The organism is Streptomyces sp. NPDC104831, assembly GCF_055583025.1.
The window spans coordinates 26,678-40,196 of record NZ_JBVJOT010000026.1; the positions used below are offsets into that span (position 1 = coordinate 26,678).

The window sequence follows — 13,519 nt, forward strand, 5'->3', positions numbered from 1 at the left end:
GCGCCTCCCCCCCCCCCCCCCCCCCCCCCCTCCGCCCCCCCCCCCCCCCCCCCCCCCCCCCCCCCCCCCCCCCCCCCGGGCCGGGATCGCGGGGGCGGTCAGCCCATGTGCGGGTAGGTGTAGTCGGTCGGCGGGACCAGGGTCTCCTTGATGGCGCGGGTCAGGGTCCAGCGCAGGAGGTTCTGCGGGGCACCGGCCTTGTCGTTGGTGCCGGAGGCGCGGCCGCCGCCGAAGGGCTGCTGGCCGACGACGGCGCCGGTCGACTTGTCGTTGATGTAGAAGTTGCCCGCGGCGAAGCGGAGCTTCTCCATCGTGTACGCCGCCGCCGCGCGGTCGTTCGCGATGACCGAACCGGTGAGGGCGTAGTCCGACACCGACTCCATCTGGGTCAGCATCTCGTCGTACTTGTCGTCCTCGTAGACGTACACCGCGAGGATCGGGCCGAAGTACTCGGTGGTGAAGACCTCGTTCTCCGGGTCGGTGCACTCGATGACGGTCGGGCGGACGAAGTAGCCCACCGAGTCGTCGTAGGAGCCGCCGGCCACGATGGTGCAGGCGGGGTCGGCCTTGGCGCGGTCGATGGCGGCCTTGTTCTTGGCGAACGAGCGGTCGTCGATGACGGCGCCGAGGAAGTTCGACAGGTCGGTGACGTCACCCATGGTGAGGTAGTCGACCTCGGCCGCGAACTCCTCCTTGAAGCCCGAGTTCCAGATGGAGGCCGGGATGTAGGCGCGGGAGGTGGCGCTGCACTTCTGGCCCTGGTACTCGAAGGCACCCCGGGTCAGGGCGGTCTTCAGGATCGCGCGGTCGGCCGACGGGTGGGCGACCAGGAAGTCCTTGCCGCCGGTCTCGCCGACCAGACGCGGGTAGGAGCGGTACTTCTCGATGTTGTTGCCGACCGTCTTCCACAGGTACTGGAAGGTCTTGGTCGAGCCGGTGAAGTGGATGCCCGCGAGGTCCCGGTGCTCCAGGGCGACCTCGGAGACCGCGATGCCGTCGCCGGTGACGAGGTTGATGACGCCCTTGGGCAGGCCCGCCTCCTCCAGCAGCCGCATGAGCAGCACGGCGGCGTGCGTCTGGGTCGGGGACGGCTTCCAGACCACCACGTTGCCCATCAGGGCGGGGGCGGTGGGCAGGTTCGCCGCGATCGCCGAGAAGTTGAACGGCGTGATCGCGTAGACGAAGCCCTCCAGCGGGCGGTGGTCCAGGCGGTTCCACACGCCCGGGGAGTTCGCCGGGGGCTGCTCGGCCAGGATCTGGCGGGCGTAGTGGACGTTGAAGCGCCAGAAGTCGACCAGCTCACAGGGGCTGTCGATCTCGGCCTGCTGGGCGGTCTTGGACTGGCCCAGCATGGTGGACGCGGCGATCGTCTCGCGCCACGGGCCGGCCAGCAGCTCGGCGGCGCGCAGGATGATCGCGGCGCGGTCGTCGAAGGACATCGCGCGCCAGGCCGGGGCGGCGGCCAGGGCCGCGTCGATGGCGTCCTGCGCGTCCTGCCGGGTGGCGTGCCGGCCGGTGCCGAGGACGGCCTTGTGGTTGTGCGGCTGCACGACCTCGAACGGCTCGCCGCCGCCCAGCCGCTTCTCGCCGCCGATGGTCATCGGCAGGTCGATCGGGTTCTCGGCCAGCTCCTTGAGCTTGGCCTCCAGCCGGGCGCGCTCGGGCGAACCGGGGGCGTAGCCGTGCACCGGCTCGTTGACGGGGGTGGGGACCTGGGTCACAGCGTCCATGAGATCCGTAACTCCTTGTACGTGAGCGGGTGGTGGGGCTCAGCCCTTGCTGACCATGGAACGGAGGAAGAACCGCAGGTTGGCGGGCTTCTCCGCCAGGCGGCGCATGAAGTAGCCGTACCAGTCGGTGCCGTAGGCGGTGTAGACGCGCATGCGGTGGCCCTCGGCGGCCAGCCGCAGGTGCTCCTCGCTCCGGATGCCGTACAGCATCTGGAACTCGTACTCGTCGAGCTTACGGCCGGCCTGGTGGGCCAGCTCCTGGGCGATGGCGATCAGACGGGGGTCGTGGGACCCGATCATCGGGTAGCCCTCGCCCTCCATCAGGATCCGCAGGATGCGCACGTAGGCCTTGTCGATCTCGTGCTTCTGCTGGTAGGCGACCTCGGCGGGCTCCTTGTAGGCACCCTTGACCAGGCGCACCCGGCTGCCGGCCGCGGCGAGGCGGCGGGCGTCGGCCTCGGTGCGGAACAGGTAGGCCTGGATGACGCAGCCCGTCTGCGGGAAGTCCTTCCGCAGCTCCTCGTGGATGGCGAACATCGAGTCGAGGGTGGTGTGGTCCTCGGCGTCCAGGGTGACCGTCGTGCCGATGGCGGCGGCGGCCTCGACGACCGGGCGGACGTTGGCGAGGGCCAGCTCGTGGCCGCCCTCCAGCGCCTGGCCGAACATCGACAGCTTGACCGACATCTCGACCTTCTCGCCCAGCTCCAGGCCCTTGAGGCGGTCGATCAGCTCCAGGTAGGCGTCCCGGGCGGCGGTGGCCTGCTCCGGGGTGGTGATGTCCTCGCCGACGACGTCCATCGTCAGCTCCAGGCCCTTGGCCGTCAGGTCCTCGATGATCGGGACGATGTCGGCCACGGCCTCGCCGGGTATGAAGCGGTCGACGACCTGCTTGGTCACCGGGGCCGCCGAGATCAGGCGTCGCATCCGGTCGCTGCGCGACGCGGCGAGAATCACGGGACCCAGCACGGGGCACCTCCACAGACAAGCACCAAAGGGACCGCCACCCGACGATTCGGGTACGGCACGGAGAACCACCGTGAAACCTATGGATCTCTCCGATCCTGGGCCATCGACAGCTGTCACGCATCCACGCTCCGGATCTCAGACAGATGTATGAAGGTGGCCGGGAAATGGGGGAGAATGCCCGGGTGGCGGCTGAATTCAAGGCGGATTACCAGGAGCTGGTGGACGAGATCTCCGAGCTGCTGGGGGTGCCCGCGACCCTGGAGAACCGCGACTTCGAGCTGATCGCCTTCGGGGCCTACGACAGCGAGGACGAGCTGGACCCGTCCGCGCTGGACCCGGTGCGCACCCGCTCGATCCTGACCCGGCGCTCCACGGCCACCGTCCGGGCCTGGTTCGAGGGGTTCGGCATCACCCGGGCGATCGCGCCGGTGCGCATCCCGCCCAGTCCGCAGGCCGGTGTCTACCGGGGCCGGATCTGCCTGCCCGTGCGCCACCGGGGCGTCGTCCTCGGCTACGTCTGGCTGCTGGACGGCGACCCGGGACCGACGGACGCCCAGCTGACCGCGGCCATGGGGGTGGCGGACCGGATCGGCGCGCTGCTCGCGGACGAGGCGGAGGCCGGGGCCGGACTGAGCCGGGAGCTGCGGGCGGTGCTCACCGCGGACCGGGGCTGGCAGCGGGACATGGCGGTGGCCGAACTGCGCACCGCGCTCGGCCCCCGCGCCGACGGCCCGCACACGCTGGTCTGCGTGGCGCCCTGGCCGTCGGCGGACCCGGACGACGTCCCCGCCCCGCGCACGGTCCCGCACGCCACGGCCCTGTGCACACTGCCGTGGGGGGCGGCCGGCCTGAGCCTCGCGGTCCTGGTCCGGCTGCGCAGCGCGGACACGACGGCCCCCGCGACGGCCGCGGCCACCCGGCTGCTGAAGGAGGCCGAGGAGTCGCGGGGGGCGCGCACGCGCGGGGCCGGGGCGCGGACCGCGGCGGCGGTGGCGGCGCGGCCCGGCGCGGCGGCCGGACCGGCCGCCCGGGCCACCGGGTGCGCCGCCGGCATCGGGGAGCCGGGCACCGGCCTCGCCGAGCTGGGCGCCAGTTGGCAGCAGGCCCTCGACGCCGCGCGCGCCGCGCTGGCCGAGCCGCGGCTCGGGCCGGTGGCCCGGTGGGCGCGGATCGGGGCGTACCGGCTGCTGACCGCGCTGCCGCCGGAGAGCGCGCACGACAGGGTGGTCGGCTCGCTCCTCTCCCCCGCCCACGGGGAGCTGGCCCGCACGGCGGAGGTCTACCTGGACTGCGCGGGGCAGGCCGGCCGTACGGCGTCGGAGCTGGGCATCCACCGCCAGACGCTGTACTACCGGCTGTCCCGGGTGGAGCAGCTGACCGGCCTGGACCTGGACGACGGCGAGGACCGGCTGCTGCTGCACATGGCGTTGAAGCGGGCCCGGCTGTGAGCTTCGCCGGGCAGGCCCTCACGCGGGCGGCGCCCTGCCGGTGATCGCGGCGAGGTCCCGGTGGAGGGCGTCGGCGCCGGCGGGGCGGGCGGCGACATGACCGTCCGGGCGGACGAGCAGCGCCCCGTGCGGGCCGAGGCCCCACGCGTCGGCGTGCGGTGGGGCGGACGACGGCCCGGGTCGGCGGTGGGGACGTGGTCCGGGCTCCGCACGGGGCGGCGATCGCGGGGCCGTGACGCCGGGGGCGGGGGTCACGCTGCGGAGGAGCGGCGCGCGGACGCGGTGAACGGGAAGACGCCGGACGGGCCGACAGGAGTCGGCCCGTCCGGCGTCTTCCGCGGTGCTCAGACCAGGTTGACCGACCGGGCCGACGTGGCCCCGATCTCCGCGGCGAGCTCGGCCAGCACGGTGGCGCCCACCGTGTCGTCCACGGTCAGGACGGCCAGCGCCTCGCCGCCCACCGCCGCACGGGCGACCTGCATGCCGGCGATGTTGATGCCCGCCTCGCCGAGGATGCGGCCGACGGTGCCGACGACACCCGGACGGTCCTCGTAGCGCAGCACCGCCATGTGGTCGGCGAGCGCGAGGTCGACGTCGTACTCACCGACCGCGACGATCTTCTGGACGTGCTTCGGGCCGGCCAGCGTGCCGGAGACCGACACCTCCTCGCCGGTGCCCAGCGTGCCGCGCACGGTCACCACGTTGCGGTGTTCGGCCGACTCCGAGCTGGTGGTCAGGCGCACCTCGACACCGCGCTCCTGGGCGAACAGCGGCGCGTTGACGTAGGACACGGTCTCGTCCACGACGTCCTCGAAGACGCCCTTGAGCGCGGACAGCTCCAGCACCTTCACATCGTGCTGGGTGATCTCGCCGTAGACCTCGACGTCGAGGCGGACCGCGACCTCGCCGGCCAGCGCGGTGAAGATCCGGCCGAGGCGCTCGGCCAGCGGCAGGCCCGGCTTCACGTCCTCGGCGATGACACCGCCCTGGACGTTGACCGCGTCCGGCACCAGCTCGCCGGCCAGGGCGAGGCGGACGGACTTGGCGACGGCGATGCCGGCCTTCTCCTGCGCCTCGTCGGTGGACGCGCCCAGGTGCGGGGTGCAGACGACCTGGTCCAGCTCGAACAGCGGGGAGTCGGTGCACGGCTCCTTCGCGTACACGTCCAGGCCGGCGCCGGCGACCCGGCCCTCCTTCAGGGCCGCGTACAGCGCCGCCTCGTCCACGATGCCGCCGCGCGCGGCGTTGACGATGCGCACGCTCGGCTTGACCTTGCGCAGCGCCTCGTCGCCGATCAGGCCGAGGGTCTCGGGGGTCTTGGGCAGGTGGACGGTGATGAAGTCGGAGACCTCCAGCAGCTCGTCCAGCGACAGCACCTTGACGCCCATCTGCGCGGCCCGCGCGGGCTGCACATAGGGGTCGTAGGCGACGACCTTCATGCCGAACGCGGACATGCGCTGCGCGACGAGGGCACCGATGCGGCCCAGGCCCACGACACCCAGCGTCTTCTCGGCCAGCTCCACACCCGTGTACTTGCTGCGCTTCCACTCGCCGTTCTTCAGCGCGGCGTTGGCCTGCGGGATGTTGCGGGCGGTGGACAGCAGGAGACCGCAGGCCAGCTCGGCGGCGGTCACGATGTTGGAGGTGGGGGCGTTGACGACCATCACGCCGGCCTTGGTGGCGGCGGCGACGTCGACGTTGTCCAGGCCGACGCCGGCTCGCGCGACGACCTTGAGCTTCTTCGCGGCGGCGATGGCCTCGGCGTCGACCTTGGTGGCCGAGCGGATGAGGATCGCGTCCACGTCGGCGATGGCCGGCAGCAGCTCGGAGCGGTCCGCTCCGTTGCAGTGCCGGATCTCGAAGTCCGGACCGAGTGCGTCGACGGTGGCGGGCGACAGCTCTTCAGCGATGAGTACGACAGGTTTCGAGCTCACGTGAGTCCTCACATGTGCGATGCGGACGGCCGTCCCGACGGCCGCAGGCGGTGGAGGGGGGCTAGCCGCGGAAGACGCACGACGCTGTGGGCCTGACGCGTGTTGTGCAGAAGTGTAGTGGCGCGGCGCGATCCGTATTACGCCTCCGCGGAAGGATCACCCGGATGAGAGGCTCCACTTTGTACGGAGCCCGGGCGGGAAGCCGCGTGGCGGTGCCCCCGGACCTGGGGACACCGCCACGCGAGGCCGGGTCAGGCCTCCTCGTCCACCCACGACATCAGCTTGCGCAGCTGCTTGCCGGTGGTCTCCAGCAGGTGCTCGGAGTCCTGCTTCTTGTACTCGTCGTACTTCTTCAGGCCACCGTGGTACTCGTCCATCCAGTTCCGGGCGAAGGTGCCGTCCTGGATCTCGGCGAGGACCTTCTTCATCTCGGCCTTGGTGGCGTCGGTGATGATGCGCGGGCCGGTGACGTAGTCGCCCCACTCGGCGGTCTCGGAGACGGACCAGCGCATCTTCTCCAGGCCGCCCTCGTACATGAGGTCGACGATCAGCTTCAGCTCGTGCAGGCACTCGAAGTAGGCGATCTCCGGCTGGTAGCCGGCCTCGACCAGGGTCTCGAAGCCCGCCTTCACCAGCGCCGAGGTGCCACCGCACAGCACGGCCTGCTCGCCGAAGAGGTCGGTCTCGGTCTCCTCGGTGAAGGTCGTCTTGATGACGCCGGCGCGGGTGCCGCCGATGCCCTTGGCGTACGACAGGGCCAGCGCGAAGGCGTTGCCGGAGGCGTCCTGCTCCACGGCGGCGATGCACGGGACGCCGCGGCCCTCCTCGTACTGGCGGCGGACCAGGTGGCCCGGGCCCTTCGGGGCGACCATGCAGACGTCCACGCCGGCCGGGGGCTTGATGAAGCCGAAGCGGATGTTGAAGCCGTGGCCGAAGAACAGCGCGTCGCCGTCCTTGAGGTTGTCCTTGATGGACTCCTCGTAGACCTGTGCCTGGATCGGGTCCGGGACCAGGATCATGATGACGTCGGCCTCGGCGGCGGCCTCCGCCGGGGTGACCACGCGCAGGCCCTGCTCCTCGGCCTTGGCCTTGGACTTCGAGCCCTCGTGCAGACCGACACGGACGTCGACACCGGAGTCGCGCAGCGACAGCGCGTGGGCGTGGCCCTGGCTGCCGTAGCCGATGACCGCGACCTTGCGGCCCTGGATGATGGACAGGTCGGCGTCAGCGTCGTAGAACAGCTCGGCCACTTTGGGTTCTCCTTGTGTGCTGGTGGTGCGTCCCACCGTATGACGGCGGGCGGGAGGGAAGTTCGGGGGTCTCGGGATACGGGCGGCCGTTGATCGCCGGCCGCCCGTACCGGGTCTTACGCCGTCCGGTCGAGGGCGCGCAGCGAGCGGTCCGTGATCGAACGGGCACCGCGGCCGATCGCGATCGTGCCGGACTGGACCAGCTCCTTGATGCCGTACGGCTCCAGCATCTTGAGCATGGCGGACAGCTTGTCGCCGGAACCGGTGGCCTCGATGGTCACGGCCTCCGGGGAGACGTCCACGGTCTTGGCGCGGAACAGCTGGACGATCTCCACGATCTGGGAGCGGGTCTCGTTGTCGGCGCGGACCTTCACCAGGACGAGTTCGCGCTGCACGGCCTGGCCCGGCTCCAGCTCGACGATCTTCAGCACGTTGACGAGCTTGTTGAGCTGCTTGGTCACCTGCTCCAGCGGCAGGTCCTCGACGGTCACCACGATGGTGATGCGGGAGATGTCGGGGTGCTCGGTGACGCCGACCGCGAGCGAGTCGATGTTGAAGCCTCGCCGGGAGAACAGGGCGGCGATCCGGGCGAGGATGCCCGGCGTGTTCTCCACCAGGACGGAGAGCGTGTGCTTGGACATGGTGGTTGCTCTTCCTTGCCTGTTGACGGTCAGTCGTCTTCGTTGTCGCCGAAGTCGGGGCGGACGTCCCGGGCGGCCATGATCTCGTCGTTGGAGGTGCCGGCGGCGACCATCGGCCAGACCATCGCGTCCTCGTGGACGATGAAGTCGACGACGACCGGGCGGTCGTTGATGGAGTTGGCCTCCTCGATGACCTTGTCCAGGTCCTCGGGGCGCTCGCAGCGCAGGGCCACGCAGCCCATGGCCTCCGCCAGCTTCACGAAGTCCGGCACCCGGGTGCCCCGGGCGGCCGGGTCGACGTCGTCCGGGCCGCTGTGCAGCACGGTGTTGGAGTAGCGCTGGTTGTAGAAGAGGGTCTGCCACTGGCGGACCATCCCGAGGGCGCCGTTGTTGATGACGGCGACCTTGATCGGGATGTTGTTCAGGGCGCAGGTGGTCAGTTCCTGATTGGTCATCTGGAAGCAGCCGTCGCCGTCGATCGCCCACACGGTCTGTTCCGGGCGGCCGGCCTTGGCGCCCATGGCGGCGGGGACCGCGTAGCCCATCGTCCCGGCGCCGCCGGAGTTCAGCCAGGTGGCGGGCCGGTCGTACTGGATGAAGTGCGCGGCCCACATCTGGTGCTGGCCGACGCCCGCGGCGAAGATCGTGCCCTCGGGGGCGAGCCGGCCGACGCGCTCGATGACCGCCTGCGGGGAGAGCGAGCCGTCCTCGGGCAGGTCGTAGCCGAGCGGGTAGGTCTCGCGCCACCGGTTCAGGTCGCTCCACCAGGCGGTGTAGTCGCCCTTGTGGCCCTCGCTGTGCTCCTTCTGCACCGCCTGCACCAGGTCGGCGATGACCTCGCGGGCGTCGCCGACGATCGGCACGTCCGCCGCGCGGTTCTTGCCGATCTCGGCCGGGTCGATGTCCGCGTGGACGATCTTGGCGTAGGGCGCGAAGCTGTCCAGCTTTCCGGTGACGCGGTCGTCGAAGCGGGCGCCGAGGGCCACGATCAGGTCGGCCTTCTGCAGCGCGGTGACCGCGGCGACGCTGCCGTGCATGCCGGGCATGCCGACGTGCAGCGGGTGGCTGTCGGGGAACGCGCCGAGCGCCATCAGGGTGGTGGTCACCGGGGCGCCGGTCAGCTCGGCGAGGACCTTCAGCTCGGCCGTGGCCTGCGCCTTCAGGACGCCGCCGCCGACGTACAGCACCGGCTTGCGGGCGGCGGTGATGAGCTTGGCGGCCTCGCGGATCTGCTTGGCGTGCGGCTTGGTCACCGGGCGGTAGCCGGGCAGGTCCATCACCGGCGGCCAGGAGAAGGTGGTCTTGGCCTGGAGGGCGTCCTTGGCGATGTCGACCAGGACCGGGCCCGGCCGGCCGGTGGAGGCGACGTGGAAGGCCTGCGCGATCACCCGGGGGATGTCCTCGGCCTTGGTGACCAGCCAGTTGTGCTTGGTGATCGGCATGGTGATGCCGACGATGTCCGCCTCCTGGAAGGCGTCCGTGCCGATCGACTTGGAGGCCACCTGGCCGGTGATCGCGACCAGCGGCACCGAGTCCATGTGCGCGTCCGCGATCGGCGTGACCAGGTTGGTGGCGCCCGGACCCGAGGTCGCCATGCAGACACCGACCTTGCCGGTGGCCTGCGCGTAGCCGGTGGCCGCGTGGCCCGCGCCCTGCTCGTGCCGGACCAGGACGTGCCGCACCCGGGTGGAGTCCATCAGCGGGTCGTACGCCGGGAGGATCGCGCCGCCGGGAATGCCGAATACCGTGTCCGCGCCGACCTCCTCGAGGGAGCGGATGAGGGACTGCGCACCCGTGACGTGCTCGACGGGGGCGGACTGCTGTCCTCCGGAACGGGGCCGCGGCTGCGGATGGTGGGCCCCGGTGGCCTGCTCGGTCATCGGCATTCTCTTCTCGATGCTGAGGGTTTTTGCGAGGTACGGGCGGATCTGGGGTGCTGCACGAACGGCACTCGTGCAACAAAAAACCCCTCGTGCCGCAAGGCAAGCGAGGGGAGCGCGCCGGTGAGGTCGCTGGGGATTCCGGAACGTTCTCCGGTGGGTCCCAGCTCAGCCGACGCGCTGTCCAAGTACGAGAATTCGGGTGCGCATGGAACTGACCCTCCCCCCGGCACGCACCACGTGTCAAGTGGGTGGGACGGGCGTCTCAGAATGTGAGCGAAGGGCGCCGCCGCCTCCGAAGACGGCGGGAACACCCCCCGTGTACATCCCGTTCGGCTCCCTCGCGCTGCCCGCGAACGCGGGCTCGGCCGGGGCGTGCGGCACCGGGTAGTGGCCGGATCCGAGCGCCCGGCGCAGCCGGTACTCGTCCAGCGGACCGGCGAACGCCATACCCTGGCCGTGGGTGCAGCCCATGGCCCGCAGCGCGGCCACCTGCTCGGGCAGGTCGACGCCCTCGGCCACCGACTGGAGGCCCAGATCCCCGGCGATCCGCAGCAGACCACTGGTGATCTTGTGCAGCCGCGCGGACTCCACCACGCCCTCGACCAGGCCGCGGTCGAGCTTGAGGACGTCCACGGGCAGCCGCCGCAGGGCCGTGATGGCCGCGTAGCCGCTGCCGAAGCCGTCCAGCGCGATCCGCACCCCGAGCCGGCTGAGCGCGGTCAGCCGCCGCTCCAGCTCGTCCAGCGAGACCCGCGGGTCGGTGTCGGACAGCTCCACGACCAGCGCCCCGGGGGGCAGTCCGTGCCGGGCCAGCAGCGCCTCCACCGAGCCCAGCGGCGACGAGCGGTCCACCAGCCGGCGGGCGCTCATCCGCACCGTCACCGGCACGGCGACCCCGGCGGCGGCCCGCTCGGCCGCCTGCCGCACGGCCTCCTGGAGGAGCCAGCGGTCCAGCTCGGCGGTCTTGTCGACGTCGTCGGCCACCCGCAGGAACTCCGCCGGGGTGAACAGCACCCCCTGGGAGGAGCGCCAGCGGGCCTGCGCGGAGACGGTCGTGATCCGGCCGCTCTCCAGGCACACCACCGGCTGGTGCAGCAGCGTGAACTCGCCGTCGTGCAGCGCGGCGCGCAGGCGCGTGGCCAGCTCCGCCTTGCGGACGACGTCCTGCTGCATCTGCGGTTTGTACAGCTCGACCCGGCCCTTCCCGGCCGACTTCGCGCGGTACATCGCCAGGTCGGCGTTTCTCAGCAGCTCGCCCGCGCCGATGCCCGGCTCGGCGAAGGCGACGCCGATGGAGGCGGCGACCCGGACGTCGTTGCCGTCGATGACGTACGGCTGGGAGAGGGTCACCCGCAGGCGGTCGGCCAGTTCCAGGATGTTCCGCTCGCGGGCGGCCCGGTCCCGGGTGCCGTCGCCGACGATCAGGGCCGCGAACTCGTCGCCGCCCAGCCGGGAGGCGGTGTCGCCCTGCCGGACGGCCTCCTGGAGTCTGCGGGCGGCCTGGATGAGCAGTTCGTCGCCGGCCTGGTGCCCGATCGTGTCGTTGACCGCCTTGAACCCGTCCAGGTCGATGAAGAGCACCGCCGTACCGCGCAGGGCCGCGCCCCGGTCGGTGGCCCGGCGGCCGGACAGGGCCTGCTGCACGCGCCGGGTGAACAGCGCGCGGTTGGGCAGGTCGGTCAGCGGGTCGTGCTCGGCGTTGTGCTGCAACTGCGCCTGGAGGCGGACGCGCTCGGTCACGTCCCGGCTGTTGAAGATCAGCCCGCCGTGGTGGCGGTTGACGGTCGACTCGACGTTCAGCCAGCCGCCGTCGCCGGAGCGGAACCGGCACTCGATGCGCGTGGTGGGCTCCTGCACCGGGCTGGCGGCGAGGAAGCGGCGCACCTCGTGCACCACGCAGCCCAGGTCCTCGGGGTGGATGAGGGCGGCCAGCTCGGTGCCCACCAGTTCCTCGGCGGGCCTGCCGTACACCCCGGCGGCGGCCGGGGAGACGTACCGCAGGACGCCGTTGGGCGCGGCGATCATGATGACGTCGCTGGAGCCCTGCACCAGGGAGCGGAAGTGGTTCTCCTTCTGCGCCAGTTCCTGGGTGAGGGTGATGTTGTCCAGCAGCATGATGCCCTGCCGGATGACGAGGGCCAGCACCACGGCGCCCGCCGTGATCAGGACGACGTGGTCGGGCCTGCGGCCGTTGAGGACGTTGTACAGGATGCCCAGGGTGCACACGGCCGCGGCGAGGTACGGGGTGAGCGCGGCGAGGGAGCCGGTGAGCGGCCGGCCGGACGGGTACCGCGGGTGCTCGGCGCCCGGCGCCGGCAGCGCCGGCGGGTGCTGGTGCCCGGTGGTCCACTGGCCGGCGTTCCACTGGCCCGTGCTCCACTGCCCCGCGCTTCGCTGGCCCGTGCTCCACTGGCCGGTGGCGCGCTGGCCCGGCACGTGCTCGTGGACGACGCGCGTGTGCCCGTCGGAGGCGCGCGCCTCCTGCCCGCCGTGCCGCCGCGGGGCGGCCCAGGGGGCGTAGGCGAGCAGCAGCGAACCGGCGAACCAGCCCGCGTCCAGCAGCCGGCCGGAGCGGTAGCTGCTGTGCAGCAGCGGCGAGGTGAACAGCGCGTCGCACATCACGGTCAGCGCGAGCGCGCCGATCGCGGTGTTCACCGCCGTGCGGTTGCCCGGCGCCCGGCGGAAGTGCAGCGCGAGCACCATGCTGACCAGGGCGATGTCCAGCAGCGGGTACGCCAGCGACAGCGCCGCGTGCGCCACGCTCGACCCGTCGATCCGGGCCGCCTGGGCGAGCGCGAGGCTCCACGAGAGGGTGAGCAGCGAGCCGCCGATCAGCCAGGCGTCCAGTCCCAGACAGATCCAGCCCGCGCGGGACGCCGGCCGCTTGGCTAGCACCAGCAGGCCCACGATGGCGGGCGGCGCGAAGCACAGGAAGAACAGGTCGGCGTAGCTGGGGCTGGGCACCTCGGCGTCCAGGGCGACCTCGTACCAGCCCCAGACCGCGTTGCCCAGCGAGGTCATCGTCGCCGAGAGGGCGAACAGCAGCCAGGCGGACCGGAAGCGGACGCGCGGGCCGCGGGCGTACAGGAAGCAGGAGACGGCGGCGGCGGCCGCCGCCGCGCTCAGTCCGAAGTCGCCCATCACGTCCGCGACCCGGTCGGAGCCCCAGCCGAAGGCGGCTCCGCCGGCGTAGGCGGCGCAGACCAGGGCGAGGACCAGTTGCTCCACCAGGCGCCGGTTCTCGGCGACGGCCGGCCGGCGGGGCGGCGGTGCCTCGTGCGGGTGCGGTGCGCGCACCGCGCCGCCGAGGGGGGTCGTCAAGGAGGTCGGGGCACTCACCGGGGCCTCCCGGTCCGTGCCGTTCCCCGGTCCTGACGGTCCCGGTGCGCCGTGTACGCGGTCCGGCGACGGCCGCTGTACCTGCGCTGGTGGTGGCTGTGATGGCTGGTGTGATGGCCGCGCCTGCGCGCGGCCGTGCGCCAGGGTCGCCGTCGGCGGCTCCGCCGCGTCGGATCGTTCGTCCATAGGCCGTGCATCGCCCGTCGCCCCCCTCACGAATCTGAAATGTCCATCCCCGGCGCCGAACGTCAGCGGCGCAGCCCCTGCCCGGGACGATACACCAGGATCGTCACTCAGGGACATAGCTTCTCTACGCTCCGTGACGACC

Annotated in this window: 8 protein-coding genes; 1 reads left to right on the top strand and 7 read right to left on the bottom strand. The window is 71.9% G+C overall.

Features of this window, described 5'->3' with window-relative positions; all coding sequences use genetic code 11:
• Positions 1-98: 98 nt before the first annotated feature.
• Positions 99-1,730, bottom strand: a complete 1,632-nt coding sequence (gene pruA, locus ACZ63H_RS19150) for an L-glutamate gamma-semialdehyde dehydrogenase (RefSeq protein ID WP_469866470.1) — start codon at positions 1,728-1,730, stop codon at positions 99-101.
• Between the two features lie 39 nt (positions 1,731-1,769).
• Positions 1,770-2,696, bottom strand: a complete 927-nt coding sequence (locus ACZ63H_RS19155) for a proline dehydrogenase family protein (RefSeq protein WP_469866472.1) — start codon at positions 2,694-2,696, stop codon at positions 1,770-1,772.
• A 164-nt stretch (positions 2,697-2,860) separates the two neighbouring features.
• Between ACZ63H_RS19155 and ACZ63H_RS19160 the strand changes: the two genes are divergently transcribed.
• Positions 2,861-4,144 carry a PucR family transcriptional regulator gene (locus ACZ63H_RS19160; protein ID WP_469866474.1) on the top strand — a complete coding sequence of 428 codons (1,284 nt, stop codon included), beginning with the start codon at positions 2,861-2,863 and terminating at the stop codon, positions 4,142-4,144.
• 344 nt (positions 4,145-4,488) lie between these two features.
• Here ACZ63H_RS19160 and serA read toward each other — a convergent pair whose 3' ends face one another.
• The 5 genes from serA to ACZ63H_RS19185 form a co-directional block, all read right to left on the bottom strand.
• Complete coding sequence (gene serA, locus ACZ63H_RS19165) at positions 4,489-6,078, bottom strand: phosphoglycerate dehydrogenase (protein ID WP_469866476.1); 1,590 nt, start codon at positions 6,076-6,078, stop codon at positions 4,489-4,491.
• A gap of 251 nt (positions 6,079-6,329) precedes the next feature.
• Positions 6,330-7,328, bottom strand: a complete 999-nt coding sequence (ilvC, locus tag ACZ63H_RS19170; RefSeq protein ID WP_030614409.1) for a ketol-acid reductoisomerase — start codon at positions 7,326-7,328, stop codon at positions 6,330-6,332.
• A gap of 116 nt (positions 7,329-7,444) precedes the next feature.
• Complete coding sequence (gene ilvN / locus ACZ63H_RS19175; RefSeq protein WP_356860857.1) at positions 7,445-7,969, bottom strand: acetolactate synthase small subunit; 525 nt, start codon at positions 7,967-7,969, stop codon at positions 7,445-7,447.
• Between the two features lie 29 nt (positions 7,970-7,998).
• Positions 7,999-9,849: an acetolactate synthase large subunit gene (locus ACZ63H_RS19180; RefSeq protein ID WP_467941359.1), complete on the bottom strand. Its 1,851-nt coding sequence runs from the start codon at positions 9,847-9,849 to the stop codon at positions 7,999-8,001.
• 243 nt (positions 9,850-10,092) lie between these two features.
• Positions 10,093-13,191, bottom strand: a complete 3,099-nt coding sequence (locus tag ACZ63H_RS19185) for a putative bifunctional diguanylate cyclase/phosphodiesterase (RefSeq protein WP_469866479.1) — start codon at positions 13,189-13,191, stop codon at positions 10,093-10,095.
• Positions 13,192-13,519: the final 328 nt, after the last annotated feature.

What these genes read in the sequence shown, in the direction of transcription:
- pruA (WP_469866470.1), bottom strand. Translation starts at nt 1,730, where the DNA reads ATGGACGCTGTGACCCAGGTCCCCACCCCCGTCAACGAGCCGGTGCAC.
- ACZ63H_RS19160 (WP_469866474.1), top strand. Translation starts at nt 2,861, where the DNA reads ATGGGGGAGAATGCCCGGGTGGCGGCTGAATTCAAGGCGGATTACCAG.
- ACZ63H_RS19180 (WP_467941359.1), bottom strand. Translation starts at nt 9,849, where the DNA reads ATGACCGAGCAGGCCACCGGGGCCCACCATCCGCAGCCGCGGCCCCGT.
- ilvN (WP_356860857.1), bottom strand. Translation starts at nt 7,969, where the DNA reads ATGTCCAAGCACACGCTCTCCGTCCTGGTGGAGAACACGCCGGGCATC.